The organism is Halomonas sp. AOP5-B2-8 (assembly GCF_052376475.1).
Lineage (GTDB): Bacteria > Pseudomonadota > Gammaproteobacteria > Pseudomonadales > Halomonadaceae > Vreelandella > Vreelandella casei.
Genome location: NZ_JBQSVS010000004.1, coordinates 57058 through 82239 on the forward strand (window position 1 = coordinate 57058; position 25182 = coordinate 82239).

Consider the following 25182-nt stretch of genomic DNA (forward strand, 5'->3'; position numbering starts at 1 on the left):
TTTACAATGAGCACATTTCGACTATATTGATTGTATGTTGATCACTTTGATCGCATTACAATCAATCAAAGCGCAAATAGAGAGATAATCATGTCTGAACATATCCTCACCAGCAAGCAAGGTCGCGTAGGTGTCATCACTTTGAATCGTCCAAAAGTTCTTAACGCTTGGCATAGTGAAATGCGTCAACAACTTATCGCCGCACTTGAGGAGTTAACAAAAGATGATTCGCTCGGCGCTATCGTGTTGACTGGGGCGGGCGAGCGAGCCTTCAGTGCCGGTCAAGACCTCAACGAGACCCGTTCCTTCGACGCCGAACGGGCTAAAAGCTGGGTTGGCGAGTGGGAGATGCTCTACGACAAGCTGCGTAGCAGCCCTAAGCCTATCATTGCTGCCCTCAACGGAGTTGCGGCTGGTTCGGCCTTTCAAGTAGCCCTACTGTGCGACTTCCGCATCGCCCATGTCGGCGTCCGTATGGGGCAACCTGAAATTAATTCGGGAATCGCTAGCACCACCGGCCCCTGGATCATGCGCGAACACCTGGGGCTAGCTCGAACCATCGACCTGACCCTAAGCGGTCGCTTGATGAATGCCGAGGAGTCTCACGCCCTTGGCTTGATCAACCGGGTGGTTGCAGCCGATCAGGTTCTGACTGAAGCGCTGGCGTTGGGTGAAGAGCTCGCCGACAAGCCCCCTGTTGCAATGCGCCTGGATCGTCAGCGTTTTCAAGAGATCACCGAGCCCGGTTTCCGCGACTGTCTCGAGGCGGGGGTTCGCATCCAGGGGGAGGCCTACGCCTCGGGAGAGCCAGCACGCATGATGGAACTCTTCCTCAAGCGTTGAGACGGTAGAAGACATAGGTTGGACAACTGTCGCTGGAGCGACGTGACGCGTGAGACGCAAAGGGCATTCGGATTGCTATGATATTCAACCTCAACGATCCCAGTTTTATTCTCGCGCTGCGCGATATCGCAACGCGTGAGCCGGAACGCTTATTCGGGCACTTCGATCAACGTCCCTTGACATTTGGAGAGCTCGATCGTCAGGCCGAGGCTCTCGCCGCCCACCTACGCCGAGAGCTGGGCATTCATCCTGGCGAGCGTGCCGCGGTTATGATGAAAAACGGACCGGAGGCCATAGCCATCCTGTTCGCCCTGGCCAAAGCAGGCATCATTTGGGTGCCGGTCAATGCCCGTCAACGCGGCAATGGCTTGAAATATATTATCGAGCATTGCGCCCCGGCGGCCCTGTTCATCGATGCTGATCTTTGGCCTATTGTTGTCGATAGCGGGGCGGCCTTTACGGGCAAGACATTGCTGCTAGGAGGCGCTAAAGACACAGTATCAAAGCACTTGGAAGGCAGAGAAAGACTGGACGCACCGGCGCCTGCCATGTGGGAACCATACGCCTTAATGTACACCTCCGGCACGACGGGAAAGCCAAAGGGAGTACGCGTTACGCATGCGATGATGGCATATGCCCTGAAGAGCGTTAAGCTGCTCTGCTCGATCAAGCCGGGCGACATCTTCTTCCAGTGGGAGCCCTTCTATCACATCGGCGGCGCCCAAATGTTGTTGCTGCCGCTGGTCTTCGAGGTGCGGCTTAGCCTGACTGAGCGCTTCAGCGCTAGTCGTTTCTGGGAGCAGGTTCATGCAAGCGGTGCGACTCATATTCATTATCTGGGTGGAGTTCTGCAGATCCTGCTGAAGCAGCCGCCTAGTAAACTAGAGTCCACCCACAATGTACGTATCGCCTGGGGCGGGGGATGTCCAAGCGACCTCTGGTCGACCCTCCAGAGTCGTTTCGGCTTCGAGATCCGTGAGTGCTACGGAATGACGGAAGCCTCAAGCCTAACCACCTTCAATGCGGTAGGAAAGCCAGGGTCAGTGGGCCATGTCGTTCCCTGGCTGGACGTCTCTATTCACGATGATAGAGGAGGTTTGCTAGCGACAGGCGAGGCGGGCCAGATCGTGGTTCGTGAAACGCAGCCAGGTGTGCTGTTCGATGGTTACTTCCACAATGCTGAGGCTACTGAGAAGACGCTAACGAAAGGCATGCTGCAAACTGGCGATCGCGGCTGGCTCGATGAGGACGGGTTTCTCTACTTTCTTGGACGTATCACCGATAGCGTGCGCTGCCGAGGTGAGAATGTCTCGGCTTGGGAGGTGGAGTCGGTCGCTCAGCAGCACCCCGATGTTGAGGAGTGCGCGATGATAGGAGTTGCTGCTGAGATTGGTGAACAGGAAATCAAGCTCTTCCTGAAACCGAAGGCTGGTTGTGACATCAAGCCTCGTGAACTTCATCTATGGCTGAACGAGCGTTTAGCCTCCTACCAGTGCCCTAGGTACCTTGCTGTCGTGGAAGAGTTCGAGCGAACTCCCAGCCACCGCATCGTCAAACATTGCCTACCCAAGACCCTACATGAAGCCTGGGATAGTCGGCGTCTTCACTAAACGTGATCCAGAGGAAAAAATGAACAATAACGACAAGAGAAAAGCCCTAACTGCCGTTCCTACAACTAGAACAAGGGAGACTAACAGCATGGTCCATATACTTCACAAGACTGCTGCTATTACGACGTTATCTCTAGCAGCCAGCGGCATTGCCTACGCCGAAGTCTGGGATTTACCTTCCCCGCAGCCGGCGGACAATTACATCACCGAGAACGTAAGCTGGTTTGCCGATCAAGTACGCGAAGTCACCAATGGGGAGTTGGATATACGCGTTCACCCGAGTGGATCGCTATTTCCTGGCGATCAGATCAAACGCGCTGTCCAGCGTGATCAGGCTCAGATGGGTGTTCACGTACTTTCCGCCCATCAGAACGAGAATGTTCTTTATGGTATCGACTCAGTACCTTTCTTGGCAAATTCCTTCGAAGAGTCCGCACAGCTCTGGGAAGTGACTAAGCCGGCACTGGACGAGTTGATGGCGGAGCAGAATCTTCAACTGCTCTACCACATTCCTTGGCCTCCTCAAGGCATCTTTTTTGACCGCGAGATCGAATCGTCCGCGGATGCAGAGGGGCTTAATTTCCGGGCTTATAATACAGCGACGGCGCGCTTTGCCGAACTGATGGGCATGACGCCAACCTTGATCGAAGAAGCCGAGCTTTCACAGGCTGCTGCTACCGGCATGGTGCAATCACTGATCTCTTCCGGCGACCCCGTCTACAACCACCAGCTATGGGATTATCTCCCTCACTTCTACGATGCCAAGGCGTGGCTCGTGCTTAGCCACGTCTTCGTCAACAAGGATCGTTGGGAAGCTCTTGACGAGGAAATGAAACAAGATGTTCTGGCCATTGCCATAGAAGCCGAGCAGCGCGGCGAAGAGCAGGCCAGAGAGCTCACCGATGAGCTCAAGAGCCGACTGGATGATAAGGGTGTTGCGATCAACCAACCCAACGCAGACCTGCAAGCTGAATTTAGCCGTATTGGTGAAGTTATGCAGGAGGAGTGGCTAGAGAAGGCGGGCCCGCAAGGCCGGCAATTGGTAGAGGAATATCGTGCCATGCAATAACGGTATGATTCACGTCCTCATTCCGAAGAATGGGGGACTTCGCTTAGCTGGTTGAACTAGGGGCTGCTCCTATGAACACCTTCTCTTCTCGTGCAGCCAGATGCCTGGAAACGCTCTATCGCGTCTTCAGCTATCTTGCCGCGCTATGCATTTTTATCATGCTGTTAGTGATTGTCGCTCAGGTGGTGCTGCGTTGGAGTGGCACGACTCTGCCTGGCGCCACAAATTACGCTGGCTACCTGATGGGTGCCAGCACATTCCTTGCTGCGGCGTATACCTTTCACGAAGGCGGTCATATCCGTGTTGGTCTCCTAGTGGAACGACTCGGACGCTTTCGCCCCATTGGCGAGCTGTGGTGCCTGTTAATCGCAAGCGGCATTGCTGGTTTTATCACGTGGCACGCTTTCGACGCGGCCTACTGGTCCTACCGGTTTGGTGACGTCTCATCAGGACAGGATGCGACGGCGCTTTGGATCCCACAGTCGCTGCTCGCAATCGGTTCTACAGCATTCACGATTTCAATTCTTGACCATTTCGTGCGTACACTGGCCACGCTGTTTCGTTCCGCGGGCGCCAACCACCAAGAAACCCATCCCATGAGGAGTCTATGATGGATTTCACCGAACTGGCCGTTGCGCTGCTGTTTATCCTTTTCCTCCTGCTGGGTTCAGGTGTCTGGGTGGCCCTATCCTTGGTTGGGGTGGCCATCCTATGCATCGCATTTTTCACTGGCCGTCCTATCGGGGCCTCAATGTACAGCACACTGTGGACATCTTCGACGAGCTGGACGCTAACGGCTCTCCCTCTATTTATCTGGATGGGCGAAATTCTGTACCGCACGCGGCTTTCCGAAAGCCTTTTTCGCGGACTGAGCCCTTGGCTTAGCTGGCTGCCGGGTGGGCTAATGCATACTAATGTCATTGGTTGTACGCTGTTTGCAGCGGTCTCCGGCTCTTCTGCTGCCACCCTGACGACGGTAGGCAAGATGTCTTTGCCGGAGCTTAAAAAGCGTGGCTATTCGGATTTCATGAGTGTGGGGACTCTGGCCGGTGCTTCTACCCTAGGCCTTATGATTCCACCCTCGCTAACTATGATCGTCTATGGCGTGATTACCAATCAATCTATACCCATACTATTTATCGCGGGCATACTCCCCGGTCTGATATTGGCCATGTTATTTATGGGGTATGTCGCTGCATGGGGAATCCTGAAAAAGCCTAATATTGACCAAGAACCAGCCATGACAATGAAGCAGCGTCTCTATGAGTCGCGTTTACTGATACCAGTTGCGTTACTGATACTTATCGTGATTGGTTCGATGTACTCCGGTCTTGCTACTGCAACCGAAGCAGCCGCTCTCGGGGTTGTCGGCGCTTTGTTACTTGCGGCAATACAACGCAGCCTGACCTTTTCCTCGCTGTTGGAAAGCCTAATTGGAGCCGCTAAAACCTCTTGCATGATTGCACTTATTTTGGCTGGGGCTTCGTTTCTAACCCTAGCAATGGGATACACGGGGTTACCTAGAGGTTTGGCTGAATGGGTGGGCACACTCGATCTAACGCCTTTTATGCTTCTGATGGCATTAATGGTTGTTTATATTGTGTTGGGATGCTTCCTGGATGGTATTTCAGCCGTAGTGCTGACCATGGCTGTAGTCACTCCCATGCTGAACGATGCAGGCATCGACTTGATTTGGTTCGGTATATTTGTGCTAGTCATGGTAGAAATGGCTCAGATTACTCCACCCGTGGGCTTTAATCTGTTTGTAATGAAAGGCCTAACAAATCATAGCCTCAGCTTTATTGCCAAAGCAGCCGCTCCAATGTTTTTAATTATGGTTTTTATGGCGCTATTGCTGATTGTCCTTCCTGAGCTTGCAACCTTTCTACCTAGCTATATGAACGAAGCCAAGATATGAAGAATTGATATGTAGTGGTAGTGATTTGGTGTGAAATGGTATTGATGCAGGCTGCCGGGGCCTGCATCAATTGGCTTGTTTTGTTAATTTTTTAATCCAATTAAGTTAGTTGTGATTTAGTCGGTATAGAGCGGAGATGTTAGAAAAAAATTATTATTAGTTTATGTGAGAGTGTCATTAAATAGCCAGTTGGAGACTGATAGTCAAAATTTTAAGAGGCGCTGGATACCCAGTCAACAGCTGAGCAATCGCTCTATGCAGGGCGCGAAAACGCTTTTAAAGCGAAGGTGTTGGCAAGTTTAAAGGGCTATTTCATCGTTTATAATCAACATGCAGCACAGGATTATGTTGCATGTTATTTGTTTTAAATAAATTTTTTTAGGCAGTAATTTAAATTATACAAACGTGCGCTTGCGATGGACTCGTAGCGCACGTTTTTATTTAAAGTCTATTGATGATTAACAGCGTTATTAGATAAGCACCCGTAGACACTGACCCGCATGATACAGTGAGAAACCACTCTCATAGGCGCAGCTCCACAGTGAGCGTGCTTTGATAGGCTTGGGCTGTGACAACGGAAGAGGCAGCAGGCTGTCATCCTCGTTTGCAATATAATGGGCAAAACTTTGACCGACCACCGTGCCGGTAGTAATGCCGCGCCCGTTATAGCCAGTGGCTGACAATATGCCTGGGGCTGGTTCGAAAATACGTAAGGTGTGATCCGGTGTGAAAGCGATCTTGCCGGTCCAGGTGTATTCCCAGCGAACGTTGCCAAGCCCAGGGAAGTAATGATTTTTTATAATATCGGCCCAGCGAGTTAAGTAAGCCAGCGGCTTGCCTTCACCTTTACCCAGACTGCCCAACAGTAAGCGCCCCGCCTTATCTCGACGAATGCTGCTAAGCACCGTCCGAGTATCCCAGGCGCCTTGCTCCTCTGGCAGTATCGCATCGGCGGCTTCACCGGTAAGGGGTTCTGATGCCAATTGATAATAATGGCCGGTAAAAAAGTGTTGTCGAACGTGATTCCAGTCGTCTTCTGTATACGCATTGGTCGCCATTACTACTTTGTTCGCGATCACGCTGCCGTTGTGAGTTAACACGCGCCAGCGGTCTTCCTGTCGTTCGATGCCTGTTACTGGGCTTTGGCAGTAGAGAATAGCCCCAAGATTTGCTGCCGCACGCGCGAGACCACGCGTATAGGTGCAGGGGTTGATAGTGCCCGCGCGCTTATCAAGCAGCGCGGTATGTATCTGAGAGGTTCCCGTCATCCGCTCGCATGCTTCGCCTTCCAATAAGGTCACCGGTGCCCCACGGTTTTGTAACTGGTCGCAGCGGCGTGCGAGCTCTTGGCAGCCTTTGGTGTTATGGCCAAGGTGCAGGGTGCCTGTACGCGTTGCATCGCATTCAATGGCATAGCGCTCAATAATGTCGAATACTTTTGATGGGGCGCCGCCCAAAATAGTATTAACGCGTTCACCTTTTTCTTCACCTAGCGCGGCCACGATGTCGTCGGGTGGAATCCAAAGCCCGGCATTAACCAGGCCAACATTGCGGCCTGAGCCACCTGTGGGGATATCTCCCGCCTCCAGCAAAATTACCTTGATGCCTTTTCGGCCAAATGTAACGCGGTGGACAGGCCCGTAATACCGCCACCAACAACACAGACCTCGGTCTCTTCCTGGTTCGCTAACGCAGGATAGTGTACAGGGACTTCCGCGCTCGTTTGCAGCCAAAGGCAGCGCTCGGAGAGGGTCGTTTGCATCTTATAGTATCTCCTGAAAAGAAGCGCAGGCCGGCCATAGGCCGACCTTGTATGGCTATGAAGTAGGTTGGGAGGAGTCGTTGGTTTGAGGCGTATAGGGTGATTTTTCAGCCATGGCCTCGGGGGATTTACGAGGAATGAGACGGCCGGTTAGCGCCCACAGCAAGACGAATAAAGGGCGTGCCCCAAGAAGTGCCTGTGGCGAGCGATACCAGAGAACTAATGACACATGTCGCTACGAGGAAATAGGAGGGCGAAACCAACTGAAAACCGTAATACATTAGTGTGGGCACAGTGCCGGATAGGATCCATGTTCCAATTACCATGCCGACCGCTAATAGAATAAAAATAGCTGGCATTCCTAACTTGACCACCTCCAGCATGGAGGCTTCCATTTTTTCCCAGGGGACGCCCCGTATACGCGCACATAAGGCACAAATCATAATGCCGAAAGCCAATGGAATATGGGGAGTAAAGTCAGAAAAAATAAAAAACTGCACAATAAGAATGGCGGTAGTAGCCAGAAGTGGTAATAGCGCCATCGCGAGGCCCGGCGTCGGGCCGATTTGGACATCGTCACGCATAAATCACCTTTTTTTTTATGATTTTAGCAAGGGCCCTGCAGGTAAGGGCCCTGATACGAGGAAGGGTTAGTCGAACTTAATGCCTTGGGCCAATGGGAGTTCACGAGAATAGTTCACGGTGTTAGTTTGGCGACGCATATAGCTCTTCCAAACGTCGGAGCCGGACTCGCGACCACCACCGGTTTCCTTCTCGCCGCCAAACGCACCGCCAATCTCAGCACCGCTAGGGCCGATGTTGACGTTAGCGATGCCGCAGTCACTGCCTGTCGCTGATACAAAGGTTTCAGCTTCGCGTAAATCGGTAGTAAAAATGCACGATGATAAGCCTTGAGGGACATCGTTATTCGTGGCAATAGCCTCATTCAGATCTTTGTAGGTGAGCACATAGAGAATGGGGGCAAAGGTCTCATGCTTTACCAGCGAGTTTTGCTCGGTCATCTCAACGATCGCTGGGGTAACGTAGTAGCCCCCATCGTTACTTGGGATGTTGACGCGATCGCCACCAAACACCTCAGCCCCATGCTCTCGTGCTTTGGCCAGCACACTCTGCATGGCATCAAAGGCTTGATGATCAATCAGCGGCCCGACCAGATTGCCTTCCAGCGGATTTCCAATAGTCACTGCGCTATAGGATTTCTTCAAGCGGGACAGCACTTCATCCTTAATGGATTCGTGCACAACCAGGCGGCGCAGAGTGGTACAGCGCTGGCCAGCAGTGCCCACTGCCGAGAATAGAATCGCGCGAGTCGCCATATCTAGGTCTGCGCTTGGCGCGAGTATCATCGCGTTATTACCGCCCAGCTCAAGAATGCTACGACCAAAACGCGCAGCCACTTTGGGGCCCACTTCCCGGCCCATGCGTGTGCTGCCAGTGGCGCTAATAAGAGCAACACGTGAATCATTAACCAACTGCTCGCCCATCGCGCGCTCGCCAATAATCACTTGGCTTAAATGCTCGGGGGCCTCATCGCCAAACTGCTCAATGGCACGATCCAGCAGTGCTTGGCAGGCCAAGGCGGTTAACGGAGTTTTTTCTGACGGTTTCCACAGCAGGCTGTTACCGCATACCAGAGCGAGGGCCGCATTCCATGCCCAAGGAGCTACCGGGAAGTTGAAGGCTGTAATCAGCCCAATAGGACCTAGAGGATGCCAGCTTTCGCGCATGTGGTGGCCTGGACGCTCGGAAGCGATAGTCAGACCGAACAGCTGACGTGACTGACCAACGGCCAGATCGCAAATATCGATCATTTCCTGCACTTCGCCAAGCCCTTCTTGCAATATCTTGCCGCACTCCCAAGTCACTAATTCACCCAGTGTCTCTTTGTGCTGGCGTAGTTGGTCGCCAAATAAACGAACTAATTCGCCGCGACGTGGAGCAGGGATGCTTTTCCAAGTAAGAAAGGCTTTTTCCGCGTTGGCAATTGCTGTGTCTACCTCGCTTTGTGAAGCGACCTTAAGGCGTCCGATTTCACTGCTATCTATCGGCGTAGTTACTACAAGATCACCGCCTTGATACAGGTCACTTGCTACGCCCATTTTTTCCATTAGAGAATGAATCATTCTTCCACCTCGTATTATGTTTTGAATTGTCTTGATGTGGAGTCAGTATTGCTAGGCATTGGGTAAACGTTCAAACGATGATTGAGACAAACATCATTCTTTTTTTTCATCAAGTGGGGTTAATATGCGTCGCAACCATCTACCATCCTTAACGGCTTTGCATTGTTTTGAGGCAGCCGCAAGGCATCTGAGTTTTACCCGTGCAGCGGATGAGCTGAGCCTAACGCAAAGTGCCGTGAGTAAGCAGGTCGCTCAGCTTGAAACGACCTTGTTACACCCCTTATTTCGTCGGGTAAGAAAGCGTCTGCATTTAACGCCGGAAGGGGCTGTATATTTAGGTGAAGCGCGCAAAATTCTTGCGCAGGTGGAGATGTCAACACGCTACATGCAGTCTTACGGCGTGGAGTCAGATGTACTCAATGTGGCAACCCTGCCAACTTTTGGTGCGCGCTGGCTGATTCCTCGTTTGAATGGGTTTCGCCATAAACACCCCTCTATCAATCTGAATATTTCGAACCGAGCAGAGCCGTTTGATATGCAAAAAGAGCGTATTGAGATAGCGTTCTTTTTTGGTCACGGAGTATGGCCGAGAGCAGAGTGCCTTAAACTATTGGATGAGAAGTTGGTGCCGGTTTGTGCCCCTTCGATGCTTAAACAGCAAAGGATGGATACCCCCCTAGCATTGGCTGATTTAGTGTTATTACAGGTATCCACCCGGCCCGAGGCATGGCACGAATGGTTTGACGCGCAATCGCTATATACCGAGCACAGTTATCACGGGCCGCGGTTTGATACGTTTTATATGGCGCTGTGTGCTGCCCGCGCTGGCTGCGGCGTGGCGCTAGTGCCACAATTCTTAGCCCAGGAAGAGATTGATGAAGGAAAATTGGTGATCCCTTGGCCGTTCTTGCTAAAGAGCAAAGATGCCTACTATATGGCGTATCCAGAACATATGGTCGAGCTTTATAAGGTGCGTGTGTTTATCGAGTGGATTCGCAAGCGCCTGGATTAACGCTGGTATTTGCTGTTATATACTCGACAAAACGGCGAACTTTAGCCAGCTCGCCTAAGTGCTCGGGATAGACCAAATAATACGCGCTTTCGCTATGCAAACGATGCGGCCAGGCCAGCATAAGCCGGTTGGCGGCCAGCTCTTCATCAACGACAAAGTGTGGAACCAACGCGACACCGCCGCCGGCCATGGCGGTACGCACCAGCATCGGGAAAGTTTCAAAGCGGGTGCCGTGATAGCTGCGGTCAGTCGCAATCTCCTGACCGGCAAACCAGTGGTGCCAGGCATCAGGGCGAGTGGAAAGGTGCAGTAGCGGCAGTTGAGCTAAGTCGTTGGCAGCCTCAACGGGATGCTGCGCCAGAAGAGTAGGCGCGGCAACGGCGACCATCTCTTCATCTACCAGTTTATGGCAGGCAAGATTAGGCCAGCTGCCGTGACCGTAAAACAGCGCGATATCGATATCTTGCTGCTCTAAATCAAAGTCCTCCACGCGGTCATGAAACTCCAAACTAATACCCGGGTTCGCGGCTAAAAAGGCCGGCAGCTTATCGGCTAGCCAGCGGCTGCCAAAGCTTGGCAGCGTGGCGACTTTGAGTACCTCACTATTGCCACTGTAGGTCATGATGGTATGGGTCGACATCTCAAGCTGTGCAAGCACTTTGCGTACGTCGCTCAGAAAGATAGCGCCTTCTGGCGTGAGCAGAAGGCTGCGTCTAACCCGACGAAACAGCTTATGTTGCAAGATCGACTCAAGATGCGCGACCTGCTTGCTTACCGCACTTTGCGTCAGGCTCAGCTCATCGGCTGCCCGGGTAAAACTCATATGACGCGCCGCAGCCTCAAAACACTGCATGGCGGCGGTTGAAGGAAGATTACGTGATGCCAAGCGAGGAGCTCCTGAAAACCTATGAATCGCCCCGGTGCCTGAGCACCGGAGTGATGTAATAGGTTGATCATAGCTCATGAGGCGTGCGGCTTCGCGTCCTGAAAAGCATCCGGGCGGCGCGACTGCCACCAGCCAACTGCCGCCATGGCTATCAAGCCCAGCCCGCTGGTCAGTAGCTCAGGAACAACCATAGCAAGTCCTGCTGCCAAGATTACCAAGCGCTCCCAGAAGTGAGAGTCACGCACAAAGTAGCCGAGCAATGCGCTGCTCACGCCCATAATCCCCAGCAGCGAGAACCCCAGCGCGGTGATTAATCCCAGAGGAGTGGGGTCGACCATTACCAGCATCGGATTGTAAATAAACGCATAAGGAATAATGAAGGCGCCAATGGCCAGCTTAACCGCGGTAAAGCCGGTTTTCATCGGATTCGCCTGGGCGATACCGGCACCGGCAAAGGCGGCTAGGCAAACGGGCGGCGTAATATCGGCAATAATGCCGAAATAGAATACAAACAGATGAACGGCCATCGGCGGCAGACCGAATTCATTGATCAGCGCTGGTGCGGCAATCGTCGCTGTTACCACATAGTTGGCGGTTGTTGGCAATCCCATGCCCAGCACAATGCAGGCAATCATTGTGAACAGTAGTGCCAGTATTAACACGCCATCAGCCAGGCTAATGATACCGGAAGCAAATTTCGAGCCCATACCGGTCATGCCGACAACGCCCGCAATAATGCCCGCACAGGCCACTGCCGCAATGACGGGCAAGGCTACCCGAGCACCTTGCTCAAAAATATTGAGTATGTCTTTGAGCGATGGGCGAGTCTCTTTACGCACCAAACTTACGGCAAAGGCACAGGCGATCCCCAAAAGGGCGGCACGCTGAGCCGTGAATCCGACGCTGATCGTAGCAATGATGACCAGCAGCGGCAGCAGCATGTAGCCTTTTTCCAGCAGCAGTTTACGTTTGCTAGGCAGTTGGTCTTTAGGAAGGCCCAGAATACGATGGCGCTTAGCTTCAAAATGGACGCCAATAAAAATACTGGCGAAATAAAGAATCGCAGGGATAAGCGCGGCGAACATGATCTCGCGATAAGAGACGCCCACGTATTCCACCATGATAAACGCAGCCGCCCCCATCAGTGGTGGCATAATCTGCCCGCCCGTAGATGCGGAAGCTTCAATGGCACCAGCCACTTCAGGCTTGAAGCGCGCATTTTTCATCATAGGAATGGTGAACGAGCCAGAGGCCACGGTATTACCGATAGAACTGCCTGAAATCATACCCTGTAAAGAGCTTGCCATAACCGCCGCCTTGCCCGCACCGCCGGTAAAGCGGCCCGTAACGGCAAAGGCTAAATCATTAAAGAAACGGCCAACGCCGGTGTGCATAAGCACAACGCCGAAGAACAAAAACAGGAAGATAAAGCGCGCCGATATTTGCAAGGGCGTACCAAACACGCCACTTTCTCTAAACCATAAATAGGGTGAGACTTGCTCAAGCGAAAAGCCTGGATGAGACAGCAAGGGGCTGGGAATTAGATTCCCAAACAGCGCATAAGCAATGGCTAAGGCTGCCATGATCACGATGGGCATACCCACTGTACGGCGAGTGGCTTCTAGAACAAACAGCACCCCGAGTACGGCAATAATGAGATCAAACGTAGAGTAGCCGGTAATACGGGCACGCAGCACTTCTTCATAAAAGATAATTTTATAATAGGCAGCGAACGTTGCCGTGAAGGCCAACACAATATCGTACCAAGGAACGCCCTGGCGAGGGCCAGCACCGCGGGTAGCCGGAAAGATAATAAATATCATCCCTAGCGCCATGCCCAAGTGAACGGCACCCTGCTGCTGTGAGGGTAGCGTACCGAAGTAAGCGGTGTAGAGATGGAAGCAGGTAAGTGACACGCCCATTAACGTGATGAGCCATGCCCATTTGCCTAATTGTAACGGCGAGCGAACCTGATATTCGCGGTCATATTTCTCTAAGAGAGATGCTTCATCAGATGTTTTTTTTTATCCACGGTTAAGCCTCATGCGGATGACGCCGCTGGTTTACCCAGCGGCGATATAAGGAGTTGTTAATCAGCCAGATCGCTTAGGCTTTCAATCTTGGAGCGTTCGCGAGTAACAATTTGGATAATTTCTGGGTAAATGTGGCCGATAAAGGCAACGTTGCCGATGGGGCCACCTTCGAACTCACCGCGGCCTTCAACAGCTTCTTGGGCGGGCGCGTGAACGGTCATGCCCAAATCCATCGTATTGTCGCGGATGCTTACCAGGTTCTCGATAGAGGCGCCGGTTTCAATGTTGGTGAAATTTTGACCGTCTAGGTAGCGATTCCAGATAGTCGCCATTTCGCCACCCAGCGGATAGTAAGTGCCGCCCTGGCTACCGGTGCCCAGAATGAACTCACCTTTAGGCTCGATATCACCCAGTTCAGCGACAGGGTTATCGACAGTCAATCCCTGTTCTTCGTAATAGCGTTTGGCACCAGGATGAATAGGCAGACCTTCAGAGCCATTCAGGGCATTTTCCAACGTTATAAACGCTGATTGAGCGTGAGTGTTCTCTTCAGCATGCTCGTGCATCAAGCGCGCTAGCTGATAGCCCAGCTCCTCGTCGATGGTCTGAGTGTTACCCACCAAAATGGCATAGGCCGTGATAGTTTCAACGTCAGCATCCTGGAAGTCGTAACTTTTGGCCGGAATTGTAAACCGCTTATAGGCGCTATTCGCTTCGATGTAATCAATTGCATCGTCGCTTAGGCTCATCAAGCGGACATCGCCACTAGATGCCTGCAGGTTTTCAATGCTGCCTGAAGGCAAGCCCAGAATGCCGATCGAAATATCAATATTGCCATCTTGTACACCGTCGAGCGCGGCGCCAAAGCCTTCCTGATATGTCTTGTATTTGTCGCTGCCAATGCCGTAAGCATCAAAAAGCAGCTGAGAAACGCTTTGCGTTGTGCTGGCAGGAGGCCCAACCGCAATATTAGGCTTGCTTTCGCTACTACATCCCGCGAGGAAAATGCTGGCACTTAAGCCACAGAAGACCTTGGACAGGGAAAGCTTCATGTTAACTCCTGCTAGTAAGATTATTTGTAATGGTTCAGTGCCGCTCATTGCGGTGCCGAGCCTTCGGTGCATTGACCAAAGGCGGCTAAACGAAAGCGCGAGCGGAGAATTGACTGGCTATTGTTCACGTACGAAGGGCGGCAGACAAAAGAAATTAAGTTGCGTATGCATTCCGAATTCTCATGATTCTATTGGACGCTGTTTTATAATCGCTTCAGAAACTGATCATATACGCTAGCTTTGATGGCTAAAGTTCTTATTAATCAGATAGTTATTTTTTTTGAGGTGGTAGGGCTACCCAAGGTTCTTATTACGATAGTGTATTCGGTGAGGGAATGCATAGCCTCTAATGAGGCTATGCCAAACGTCACTGCCGTGATTAATAGCAGCGGGTTTGATTAACGGTCAATAATCCCTTGCTCACGCGCCATGGCATAGGCCGCTTTAGGGCCATCCCATAACGAAGGCAGCAGGATGAATGAGACCGGAATGGCAGTGACCACAATAAACTGCTGAAGCGCAGCGATCTGCCCTGATCCCATATGTAAAAGCACGCCCGCCATGATCGCCATGGCGATCCCCCAGAAGGCACGCATGACTGCGCTTGGGTCATCGTGGCCTGCACCCACGACGGCAATGGCGTAGCTCATTGAGTCGCCGGTGGTGGCCACAAAGATGGTTGTAAGCAGCAAAATGGCCATGGTCATAATGGAGCCGCCCGGTAGCGACTGGGCAACGGCTAAGGTGGCCACATCAAACTGGAAGTTGCTTAGCGGCTCGGTTAAATCAAACACGCCGGTCATCTGGTAGTAGATACCTGTACCACCCAGCAGGGTGAACCACACCGTGGTGGCGATAGGCGCCAGTATCGCCACAGCAATAATCATCTCGCGGATGCTGCGACCGCGGGAAATACGCGCCACAAAAATAGCCACTAGCGGGCCAAAGCCGATAAACCAGGCAAAGAAAAATACCGTCCACCACTGCATCCACCAAGCGGGAGCAGTTTCAGCGGTCATCGTTGCCATCGGGAAAAAATCACTGATGTAAGTGCCCATTCCTGCAACGTAGCTGTTAAAAAGAAACAGCGTGGGGCCAAACACGAAAATCACCGCACCAACCGCCAGGGCTAGAAAGACGTTGAAGCGGCTGAGTATCTGCATGCCCTTATGCACACCACTGACGGCCGACAGCACATACATCGTGCCCAGGACGGCGAGAATAATCAGCTTGCTGGTGTAGTTATCGGGAATATCAAACACTTCATGTAGCCCAAAGCTTACTTGGGTCGCCAGAAAGCCAATCGGCCCGACCGTACCGGCCACAACGGCAATCACACAGCAGGCATCAATGATGCCGCCCAGCGGGCCGCGCAAAAGCCGTTCACCCAACAGAGGATAAAGCAGCGTGCGTGGCTGCAGCGGCTGGCCTTTTACATAGTGGGCATGCGCCAGCACGATAGCGGACAACGAGCCAAGTACCGCCCAGCCAATAAACCCCCAGTGCGTGAAGGCCTGCGCCAGAGCACCTGCAACGGCGTCGGGCGTGCCTGGCTCAGTGTCAAACGCGGGTGGCGTGACCAAAAAGTGAGAAATCGGCTCACCGGCAGCAAAAAACACTCCACCACCTGCCAAAAGCGTGCACAGAATGATCGATAGCCACTTGAATGTGCTCATTTCTGGTGCATCCAAATTGCCAATTTTGGCTTTTGCTGCCGGGGTGACGGCAATCCCCATGGCAATAAAGAACGTGAGCAGCAGTAGTAGTTGGAAGTAGCTTCCAAAGACCAACGCCGTCCAACTGAAGCTGGTGCTGATGGCACCCGCCACTAAGTTAATGTCGTAAAAGGATAGGCCTAGGAAAGCGACAATAAATCCAATACTTAGTGTGAGTACGGTCGGATCGCCAAGCGAGTGTCGCGTATGGCTTTCAGCACCTGGAGTCGGTTGGTTCATCAATAAGAACACCTTGGGTGGAACATGAAGAAACAGCGCAAATGCGGAAAGCGCAGCAAAAAAAAAGCGCCATTCAATGAATGGCGCGAGGACAGGAAACTGGAGACAGTATATCTCTAATATAGACGAACGTCTAACTCGTTTTATTTTGGTGCGTAAAAAAATCAGCCTGCACGCTTTTGGCTCACCAGCGGTAAAGAAGTGACGCACTCACGGTGCTGTCGGTACGCTCACTGGCATCGGCAGGCGGCTCGGAGTTGTGCTTGATTTCGTGTGACAGGCGTAACGAAAGCTTTGAGTTGAGTCGTGCGGTAAGCGCTGTTAGCGAGCGGGAAGTGATATTTTGCTCGGTATACTCCAATGACATTTCCTGCTGAAGATCTGCATAGTCAGAAAATCCCCAGCGGTAGTCGAGTGCGGTGTAGGCCACTGCCAGTCGATCGTTGTCGTCATCTCGCAAGCGGTCGTGTCGGTAGCCCGGGCCTGCTTCTAGCGACAGCGTATGAGCATCGGTCTCAAAAATCTGTCGGCCATAGCCGCCAACGACGGAGAGCTGCTGGTCATAGCCGGCAAAGCGGTCTTTTTCCCAGCGGGCGAATCCAAACAAATAGTGTGGGCCCTCTAAGTCATAGCGCTCGCGTCCGGCCACCAAATATTGCTCAGCGCTGGTTTCGTCATCCTTTGTCACGTTGCGGACTTCACCGCGCAGCGAATAGGTAAAGTTACCCGTTAGCCACGTTAACAGCGTTTTGCCAATAAGCGTTTGGCTGTCGGTGTTGCCTGAAAGGCGGGTAAAGCCGAGTTCAGTATCGCCACTGAACACCGGGGAGTCTTCTTTCGGCGCTGGTGGTGCATAGAACGGGCTGGCATACGCTGCTGTTAGCCACAATGGCCAGCAGGCCAGCAAGAGCATCCATCGAGTGATCGCCACAACGTCCCTCCTTGAGTAAGGCATTCAGCCATTATATCAGCGAACGATGACAGAAAGTGGCGACGTTCAACGTCGTTTGCCGGCGCGTGTCATAATGACGCTGTCACGTATTTTGAGCGTATCTATGACCATTTCTCGTCCCCGCACCTTAGCTGACCTACAGCGCTGGCGCCGTACTCGCGCCAGACGCAGCTGGTATAAACGCAGTTTTCGCCTTCAGGTAATGCTGTTAGTCGGGCTACTGCTAGCCGGCATGCTACTGGCACAGGGTACGTATCTCAATCATCGTAAGTCGGAAATTATTAGCCAGCAGATGGGCGAGCGGGCGCTGGCGGTAGCTAAAACGGTGGCGTCAATGCCGCAAATTATCAACGCGTTTGCTATTCCCGACCCGTCTTTCATTATTCAGCCGCTCGCAGAGCGCATTCGCCATGAAACGGGGGCGCGCTACGTGGTGGTCGGTGATGCGCAAAGCAGGCGCTACTCGCATCCGGTGCAGGAGCGGATTGGTGAGAAAATGGTGGGAGGAGACAACGATCAAGCACTGATTTATGGTCAATTTTATGTCTCAGAGGCGACCGGCTCGTTGGGTACCGCCATGCGAGGAAAAGCCCCCATTTGGGATGAGGAGGGTAATATCATTGGCGTTGTTTCCGTCGGCTTTATGATGGATCGCGTCGCCATGGATGTCGGAAGATACACCAGCTTCGGCTGGTGGCTGGTCGGATTAATGATTTGCTTAGGGTTTGCCGGAGCTTACGGGCTGTCACAGCATCTTAAACGAGTGATTCTGGGGCTTGAACCCTATGAAATTGCCCGCTTAGCGATGGAAAAAGAGGCCATTTTGCAATCGATTCACGAGGGCGTGCTGGCGGTTAATCGTGAGGGTCATATCACCCTGGTTAATCAGCAGGCGCGGCGCTTTCTTAATCTAGACGATGCGCATGTGCTGCTCGGGCAGCCCATCCGCGGGGTGGTACCGAATTCTCGGCTTTTAGAAGTCCTCAAGCACGGCGAGCGGGAGTTTGATCAGGAGATGTGGCTAGGCGATCACCCGGTGGTGGTGAACCGAGTACCGATTCTGCATGAGGGCGAGATCGAGGGCGCGGTGGCGACCTTTCGTAGCCGCCGCGAGATCATTGATCTGTCTCAAGCACTGACCCAGGCAAGCCGCGACGTGGATATGCTGCGCGCTCAGGCGCATGAGTTTTCTAATAAGCTTTACACTATTTCGGGCTTGCTGCAGCTAAAGCGCACTGACGAGGCGCTGGCGCTGATCCACCAAGAAACGGAGCGCGCCCAGGCACAGATGAGCTTTTTAATGCGCCATGTGGCTGACGCCGTGCTTAGTGGCACGCTACTGGGTAAACTCACTCGGGCGCGGGAGCTTGGCGTGGTACTGGAAATCGACTCGCAAAGCTCGCTTTCTTGCCCGCTCACGCCTACCGGGCAAGAAGTCATGATGAGTGTGGTTGGCAACCTGCTAGATAACGCCTGCCATGCCGCGCTTAACGGGCCGAGTAAGGAGCCTAAAGTGCGCCTGTTTTTCACCGACCTAGGCGAGCAGCTGTTGATTGAGGTGGAAGATAACGGCCTAGGCGTTCCCGCTGAACTCGCAGAGTCGATTTTCCAAGATGGCTTTTCAACCAAAAACGGCAAGCACCAGGGCATTGGCTTAGCGCTCGTCGCAAGGCTGTGTCGTCAAAACGGAGGAGCAGTGACGCTAGAGGAAAGTGAGCTTGAGGGCGCGTGCTTTATCGCCGTGCTAGACCGCTCGCTGTGCGCCGCTTCCCGCACCGTATGAACGCAGCGCTTTGGGTCTAATCGACACAAATGAGCAACACCGGCGCCTGTTACCACCGCCACTACACATTGCCACTACAACAATGATGAAACATTGCTAGGGGAAAATGCATGTCTGCCAAGCAATACGGTATTTTGGTCATCGAAGATGATTTTCGCATTGCCGATATTCATAAAGCCTTTATTGAGCAAAGCGACGGTTTTTACGTCGTCGGTATGGCGCGAAATGGCAGTGAGGCTAAAGCGCTGATGGCCCAGCATGCCGATGATATTCATCTGATTTTGCTGGATGCCTACTTACCCGATGTAGAAGGGCTGGAGCTTTTATGGGCTATCCGGCGCGACTACGTGCATGTGGATATTGTGATGGTTACGGCAGCTCGTGAGGTGGAAACGATTAGCGAGGCGCTGCGCGGTGGGGTTTTTGATTATTTGATTAAGCCGATTGAAGCCGCCCGGATGAGCCAGATGCTCATTCGTTTTCGCCGTGAGCGCGAAGTGTTGGCCAACTACGCAGAGCTGAGCCAGGATGAATTGGATCACGTACTGGCCCGATTACAACCCAGTGGTGCGGGACGTTCGTCGCAGAAAACACGCGTGCTTCCCAAAGGTATTGATCGCCTAACCCTGCGTGCGGTGGTGGCTGCGCTTCAGGCATCATCTCAGCCTCAGGCTGCGATGCAGGTGGCGCGGGAGATGGGCACTAGCCGCTCCACGGCGCGCCGCTATTTAGAGTTTTTGGTTTCGGTGCAGCTGGTAAACGCCGAGCTGGGCTACGGCGATGTCGGCAGGCCCGAGCGCCGCTATCGTTTGGTCGGTGACGCCTTGCCTTGGTGTGAAGAGGAGTAGCGTCGCAAGAGAAGACGGGGCCGCGTGAACAAAATGCACACAACGCTCAAAATGAACTTTTTGTTCATTATGTTCATAACGTTGAGAGGCGTTGTGCCAATCCTTTAATGTGCGTTCAGCACGCCAGCTTAGTAATGATTTCTTCACAAGAAGAGCGCCATGATCGTCAGAATCCCTGACATTAAGGCGTTTTAAAGGGTCTGGACTGCCTCAGATGTTCCTGACTGGACCTAGTGTCACCCCCGAGGTGAATGCGCAGGATCCTTCCCATTTCAGCCAATTTCTAACGCTAGTCAATTCCTAGGGCGGGGAGAATACCCCGACTCAGTTATTAGCCAACCAACGCCTGTTGCTATGCACCTGGTGTGGCTGAGCGCGATGTGGCTCGTCAATAAGTCTATTGAGACTTAAGGCGGGCGCGTGTTCTGCGTTGCTAGGGATGATTAAGCTTAAGAATTAAAGAAAAGGTTAATGACGAATGAGCTTAAGTGTCATTGGTTTTATCACCATCATCGTTATCGTCGGCCTCCTTATTAGTGGGCGCGTTTCTCCTCTGGTGGCAATGGTTATTCCGCCGGTAATCGCAGCTTTTGCGGCAGGCTTTGATGCGACGGATCTAGGCGAGTTTTTTAGTGCGGGGCTAAGCTCCGTGATGAACGTCGCAGTAATGTTCATTTTCGCCATTATTTTCTTTGGAATCATGCAGGACACGGGGCTGTTTGAGCCGGTGATCAATAAGATGATCGCGCTATCGAGAGGCAATATTATTACCGTCGCTCTGATTACCGTGCTCATTGCCATGGTGGCTCAGTTAGATGGCTCCGGCGCATCCACATTCCTGATCACTATACCGGCACTATTGCCGCTCTATCTGCGGCTACGCATGAATCCTTACTTACTATTGCTGCTTATTGCAGGCTCTGCCTCCATCGTGAATATGGTGCCGTGGGGCGGGCCATTGGGGCGAGTGGCATCGGTACTTGATGTAGATGTCACCGAATTATGGTATCCACTAATTCAGATTCAGGCCATCGGCGTAGTGTTAATGCTGGCGCTGGCGGTTTTTATGGGAATTCTGGAAAAGCGCCGGATTTTAAGAACCTACGGCACGCTTCAGCCGGGCCAGGAGCATGACGAAGGCTCACTAACCCAAGGCGTGTTCTCAAATGATGTTGATGTCAGCCTGCTGCGACCAAAGCTGATCTGGGTTAATGCCATCATCGCTATTGCCGTCATCACGATTCTGGTTGCCGGTATATTGCCTGCGGGGTTGGCGTTCTTACTGGGTGTCGCTGTGGCGCTGCTGGTGAACTATCGTACGCCTAAAGAGCAAATGGCGCGCATTCAAGCGCATGCGCCGAGTGCCTTAACAATGGCCTCTATCATTATCTCCGCTGGCCTGTTCCTGGGAGTCTTGAACGGTACGGGCATGTTAAATGCCATCGCCAATGATGTGGTGACGGTGCTACCGAGCGCCTTCTCCGACTATCTGCATATCATTATTGGGGTGCTGGGTGTGCCGTTGGACTTGCTGCTTAGTACGGATGCCTACTACTTCGCTCTGTTCCCTGTGGTAGAACAAATCGGTCTCTCCTTTGATATCGACTCGTATTCAACAGCCTATGCCATGGTCATTGGTAACATCGTGGGCACCTTCGTATCTCCCTTGGCTCCCGCCGTGTGGCTGGCGCTAGGGCTCTCCGGTCTAGAGATGCACAAGCACTTGCGCTACTCGTTCTTCTGGATGTGGGGGTTGAGTATTGTACTATTGATGTGTGCTGTTTTACTCGGCGTGATAGCCGTTTGATCCACGGATGCTTCACGGCTAAGCTGAATTTGGGAAGCCGGTAGCAATGGAAGGCGGCGCATTCTGGAAGATGCGCCGTCACAACGTTAATGCGCGGTTAAGGCGAGTGAGCACAATGAACAAAATGCCCATAAAGAACTTTTTGTCTTTTATGCGCATAAGCTTGTCGGTCAGGGGCACGGTCTTCTAACGTTCGCGACGTGTCATCACATAATAAGACCAATATTTATACAAATAACCATACAACAACACTGAGATCTGGAGAACGCCATCATGACCTCGCTTACTCTTAAGCGCTTATCTGTATTTGCTCTACCACTAGCCGCATTTGCTGGAATGACGACCGCCGCACAGGCGCAAGAGTGGACACCAAGCCGCTCTATTGAATTCGTCGCGCCAGCTAATCCGGGCGGTGGTTGGGACACGCTTGCCCGCACCATGTCGCGGGTGATCCAGCAAGAAGGTCTGGCCGATGAAAGCTTCGCCGCGATCAACGTACCCGGCGGTGGCGGTGCCGTCGCCTGGGCACAAGTGGCGCGCGACGCCGGCAATCCGCACAAGCTATTTGCGACCAGCCCACCGATGATTTTGGTGCCGCTGGCAGGCGCCTCACGCTATGACCACACCGACTTTACCCCGGTCGCTAGAATTAATACCGACTACTCGATCATTCTGGTCGCGGCAGACTCTGAGTATCAAACGCTGGAAGATCTGTTTGCGGCTCTTAAAGAGAACCCCCGTTTGAGTGTTGGCGGTGGTAGTGCACCGGGTTCGATGGATCATATCTCTGTGGCAGGTTTGGCCTCAGCGGCGGGTATTGATGCTGCGGACATCAACTATATTCCGTTTTCGGGCGGCGGCGATGCCATGACTAACCTGATGGGTGGCCATATTGAAGCGGTCATCACCGGTGCTGGCGAGTCAGTTGGCCAATTGGGTGAAGGTAGCCAGCTCCGCGCGCTGGGTGTTTCCTCTGAAGAGCGCTTGGGTGGCGGCTTAGCCGACGTACCTACCTACCAGGAACAAGGCTACGACTACACCTTCGATATCTGGCGCGGCATCATGGGCACGCCGGATATGCCTGAAGAAGCTGTGGCTTACTACGAAGATCTGTTCGCTGAAATGCTTGAAACCGACGCCTGGCGTGAAGCGAGCGACCAGCTGGGCTGGATCGACGCCTACCAAAACAGCGAAGAATTTGGTGCCTTCCTGGATCAGCAGCAAGAGCAGTTCAGCGATGTGCTGAGTGAGCTTGGTTTGCTGCGCCAGTAATCCTACTCCTGTATAACCCAGCCGCCTAAGTGCGGCTGGGGCACCCCCTGTTGTTAACCACTTGTTTTTTCTTAAAAAACCGTGACTAAAACGGGTTGTTAACGACAGTCGGTGCGTTGGCTCCTTCGGAGAGATTCCTATGACTCGTTTAAATACCAATCAGTGGTTAGCGCTGATATTGGCGCTATTGGCTGTCGCCTACATCGCGATGGCATGGCAAATCCCGACTTTCCCGCTACCGCGGCCGGTCGATTCAGACCTGTTTCCCAAAGTATTAGGATTTTCTTTATTGATCCTGTCGGGCTTTCTGTTCTTTGAGAAGCCTACGCCGATTGCCGGTGCTGACGAAATTGATCAAGAGGCACAACAAGGGCCGCTGCTATTAACGCCCTGGGCACGAGTCATCGTGACCTCGCTGGCAATTGCCGCCTATGCATTTTTACTGGTACCGATTGGCTTCGTGCTCGCCTCGACGCTGCTTTGCGTGGGTTTAACGGCTTACTACGGCTACCGCCGCCATACGGTTAACCTCGCTACGTCACTGGGGGTGGTGTTAGCGCTTTATCTCACCATGACGCGAGTGATGGACGTCTATCTACCCACTGGCGTGCTGCCTTTCTAAACCAGCCGTTTTAGTCGAAATTAAGCTAGCAGGTCTTTAAGAGAGTAATTCCCATGGATGCCTTCAATAATCTGATGTACGGCTTTGGCATCGCGCTTGAGCCGATCAATATCGCTTACGTGTTTGCTGGCGTATTCGCCGGCACTATTATCGGCATGCTGCCGGGCTTAGGCCCTATCAGCGCACTTGCCCTTATGATTCCTATTACCTTTGCCATGGAGCCTTCGTCAGGTTTAATTTTAATGGCGGGGGTTTATTACGGCGCCATCTTCGGCGGCTCTACGTCTTCGATACTGCTCAACGCCCCCGGCGTGGCGGGCACGGTGGCGACCTCTTTTGATGGCTACCCGATGGCTAAAAAAGGGCAAGCGGGCAAAGCGCTGGCGATTGCCGCCTACGCTTCCTTTATCGGCGGCACTGTTTCCGTTATTTTCTTAATGCTGATCGCACCGCTGTTGTCGAAAGTGGCCGTCAGCTTTGGCCCTTCTGAGTACTTTGCACTGATGGTGCTGGGCTTAACCGCCGTGGTCTCGCTGTCGGATAAGTCTCTGGTCAAAGGGCTCATTGCCGCCGTGGTTGGGGTGATTATCTCGATTGTGGGTATCGATATGCAGACCGGCACCGAGCGCTATACGTTTGGCTCCATTCAGCTTCTCGATGGCATTGATTTCCTTGTCGTAGCGCTGGGTATTTTCGCGCTTGCCGAGGTGTTTTATATGCTGCTGCGCGGCGGCGGTGGCAAAGAAGTGCCGCGCAATGCGATTGGCTCGCTGAAGTTGACTCGCAGTGAAGTAAAAGAGATCGCTGGCCCCATTGGCCGTAGCTCGGTACTGGGTTTCTTTACCGGCGTACTGCCAGGTGCGGGCGCAACCATCGGCTCATTTTTGGGCTACAGTATGGAAAAGCGTATTGCTAAAGATGGCCACACCTTTGGACAGGGCAATATCAAGGGCGTTGCGGCACCAGAAGCCGCCAATAACGCTGCTTGTACCGGCTCCTTTGTACCGCTATTAACGCTAGGCGTGCCGGGCTCGGGTACTACCGCGGTGCTACTGGGTGCGCTGCTGGTAATGGGCGTGAACCCTGGCCCCATGATGCTTGAGCAGCGCCCGGACGTGTTCTGGAGCGTGGTTGCCAGTATGTATATTGGCAATATCTTCCTGCTGGCGCTTAACCTGCCGCTGATTCCCTATATCGCCAAAATTCTCGATATGCCCCGCCCATTGCTGTTATCGCTCATCCTAATCTTCTGCATGATCGGCGTTTACGGCATGAGCTTCAGCGTGTTTGATCTGCTGCTGCTGTTGGGCTTTGGCTTGGTTGGCCTGGGAATGCGTCTGTTTGGTTTCCCGGCGGCGCCGCTAATCCTGGCGCTGATTTTGGGTAATATCATGGAAGAGTCCATGCGTCGTGCGCTGCAAATCTCGGGTGGCGATTGGACAACGTTCGTCGATAAGCCGATTGCGCTGGGGCTGCTGCTGGTTGCCTTACTATCGCTTGGCTTACCGCTACTGAAAAAACGCCGCAAGAAACGTACCGCTATGTAACTCATTAGTGGGGTGTTTTGGATGATTAATAAGGAGTCTTGGGGATACCCAGGCTCCTTTTTTGTAT

General features: G+C 52.8%; 21 protein-coding genes. 12 read left to right on the forward strand and 9 right to left on the reverse strand.

The window, feature by feature from the left end:
- The first annotated feature begins 90 nt into the window (after positions 1-90).
- The 5 genes from ACT3RP_RS10410 (at position 91) to ACT3RP_RS10430 (ending at position 5440) form a co-directional block, all read left to right on the forward strand.
- Positions 91-843: an enoyl-CoA hydratase/isomerase family protein gene (locus ACT3RP_RS10410; RefSeq protein WP_483393739.1), complete on the forward strand. Its 753-nt coding sequence runs from the start codon at positions 91-93 to the stop codon at positions 841-843.
- Between the two features lie 77 nt (positions 844-920).
- Entirely contained in the window at positions 921-2453 is a 1533-nt protein-coding gene (locus ACT3RP_RS10415; RefSeq protein ID WP_483393740.1) for a class I adenylate-forming enzyme family protein, read from the forward strand.
- Positions 2454-2541: 88 nt separating this feature from the next.
- Positions 2542-3522 (forward strand): TRAP transporter substrate-binding protein, encoded by a 981-nt coding sequence (locus ACT3RP_RS10420; RefSeq protein ID WP_483393741.1) that lies wholly within the window; start codon positions 2542-2544, stop codon positions 3520-3522.
- A 71-nt stretch (positions 3523-3593) separates the two neighbouring features.
- A complete protein-coding gene (locus ACT3RP_RS10425; RefSeq protein WP_444671802.1) occupies positions 3594-4133 on the forward strand; it encodes a TRAP transporter small permease in 540 nt (179 codons plus the stop codon).
- Positions 4133-5440 (forward strand): TRAP transporter large permease, encoded by a 1308-nt coding sequence (locus tag ACT3RP_RS10430; protein ID WP_444672018.1) that lies wholly within the window; start codon positions 4133-4135, stop codon positions 5438-5440. The genes ACT3RP_RS10425 and ACT3RP_RS10430 overlap by 1 nt, the downstream gene beginning before the upstream one ends.
- Before the next feature lie 470 nt (positions 5441-5910).
- Here ACT3RP_RS10430 and amaA read toward each other — a convergent pair whose 3' ends face one another.
- The 4 genes from amaA to amaB form a co-directional block, all read right to left on the reverse strand.
- Positions 5911-7032 carry an L-pipecolate oxidase gene (amaA, locus tag ACT3RP_RS10435; RefSeq protein ID WP_483393742.1) on the reverse strand — a complete coding sequence of 374 codons (1122 nt, stop codon included), beginning with the start codon at positions 7030-7032 and terminating at the stop codon, positions 5911-5913.
- A gap of 2 nt (positions 7033-7034) precedes the next feature.
- Entirely contained in the window at positions 7035-7202 is a 168-nt protein-coding gene (locus tag ACT3RP_RS10440; RefSeq protein ID WP_483393743.1) for an FAD-dependent oxidoreductase, read from the reverse strand.
- A gap of 128 nt (positions 7203-7330) precedes the next feature.
- Entirely contained in the window at positions 7331-7786 is a 456-nt protein-coding gene (locus ACT3RP_RS10445) for a Na+/H+ antiporter NhaC family protein (protein ID WP_483393744.1), read from the reverse strand.
- Positions 7787-7852: 66 nt separating this feature from the next.
- A complete protein-coding gene (gene amaB / locus ACT3RP_RS10450; protein WP_444671805.1) occupies positions 7853-9346 on the reverse strand; it encodes an L-piperidine-6-carboxylate dehydrogenase in 1494 nt (497 codons plus the stop codon).
- A gap of 124 nt (positions 9347-9470) precedes the next feature.
- Between amaB and gcvA the strand changes: the two genes are divergently transcribed.
- Positions 9471-10358: a transcriptional regulator GcvA gene (gcvA, locus tag ACT3RP_RS10455; RefSeq protein ID WP_444671806.1), complete on the forward strand. Its 888-nt coding sequence runs from the start codon at positions 9471-9473 to the stop codon at positions 10356-10358.
- On the opposite strand, the gene ACT3RP_RS10460 is transcribed toward gcvA, so the two are convergent.
- The 5 genes from ACT3RP_RS10460 to ACT3RP_RS10480 all read right to left on the reverse strand — a co-directional run bounded on the left by ACT3RP_RS10460 (position 10327) and on the right by ACT3RP_RS10480 (position 17197).
- The gene (locus ACT3RP_RS10460; protein WP_444671807.1) at positions 10327-11244 is read right to left on the reverse strand and encodes a LysR substrate-binding domain-containing protein; all 918 of its coding nucleotides are present in this window, start codon (positions 11242-11244) and stop codon (positions 10327-10329) included. The two genes, gcvA and ACT3RP_RS10460, sit on opposite strands and share 32 nt — an antisense overlap.
- Before the next feature lie 74 nt (positions 11245-11318).
- The gene (locus tag ACT3RP_RS10465; protein WP_444625058.1) at positions 11319-13175 is read right to left on the reverse strand and encodes a TRAP transporter permease; all 1857 of its coding nucleotides are present in this window, start codon (positions 13173-13175) and stop codon (positions 11319-11321) included.
- 158 nt (positions 13176-13333) lie between these two features.
- Positions 13334-14329, reverse strand: coding sequence for a TAXI family TRAP transporter solute-binding subunit (locus ACT3RP_RS10470; RefSeq protein WP_441686705.1), 996 nt, complete (start codon positions 14327-14329; stop codon positions 13334-13336).
- Between the two features lie 398 nt (positions 14330-14727).
- A complete protein-coding gene (locus tag ACT3RP_RS10475; RefSeq protein ID WP_441686704.1) occupies positions 14728-16284 on the reverse strand; it encodes a BCCT family transporter in 1557 nt (518 codons plus the stop codon).
- 184 nt (positions 16285-16468) lie between these two features.
- The gene (locus tag ACT3RP_RS10480) at positions 16469-17197 is read right to left on the reverse strand and encodes a DUF481 domain-containing protein (protein WP_441686707.1); all 729 of its coding nucleotides are present in this window, start codon (positions 17195-17197) and stop codon (positions 16469-16471) included.
- Positions 17198-17339: 142 nt separating this feature from the next.
- Between ACT3RP_RS10480 and ACT3RP_RS10485 the strand changes: the two genes are divergently transcribed.
- The 6 genes from ACT3RP_RS10485 to ACT3RP_RS10510 all read left to right on the forward strand — a co-directional run bounded on the left by ACT3RP_RS10485 (position 17340) and on the right by ACT3RP_RS10510 (position 25115).
- On the forward strand, positions 17340-19019 hold the full coding sequence (locus ACT3RP_RS10485; protein ID WP_483393745.1) for an ATP-binding protein: 1680 nt from the start codon (positions 17340-17342) through the stop codon (positions 19017-19019).
- Positions 19020-19129: 110 nt separating this feature from the next.
- Positions 19130-19867, forward strand: coding sequence for a response regulator (locus ACT3RP_RS10490; RefSeq protein WP_441686702.1), 738 nt, complete (start codon positions 19130-19132; stop codon positions 19865-19867).
- A 478-nt stretch (positions 19868-20345) separates the two neighbouring features.
- On the forward strand, positions 20346-21674 hold the full coding sequence (locus ACT3RP_RS10495) for a CitMHS family transporter (RefSeq protein ID WP_441686701.1): 1329 nt from the start codon (positions 20346-20348) through the stop codon (positions 21672-21674).
- 273 nt (positions 21675-21947) lie between these two features.
- Positions 21948-22946, forward strand: a complete 999-nt coding sequence (locus ACT3RP_RS10500; protein WP_441686700.1) for a Bug family tripartite tricarboxylate transporter substrate binding protein — start codon at positions 21948-21950, stop codon at positions 22944-22946.
- Positions 22947-23085: 139 nt separating this feature from the next.
- The gene (locus tag ACT3RP_RS10505; RefSeq protein ID WP_441686699.1) at positions 23086-23568 is read left to right on the forward strand and encodes a tripartite tricarboxylate transporter TctB family protein; all 483 of its coding nucleotides are present in this window, start codon (positions 23086-23088) and stop codon (positions 23566-23568) included.
- A 53-nt stretch (positions 23569-23621) separates the two neighbouring features.
- Positions 23622-25115, forward strand: a complete 1494-nt coding sequence (locus ACT3RP_RS10510; RefSeq protein ID WP_444671811.1) for a tripartite tricarboxylate transporter permease — start codon at positions 23622-23624, stop codon at positions 25113-25115.
- Positions 25116-25182: the final 67 nt, after the last annotated feature.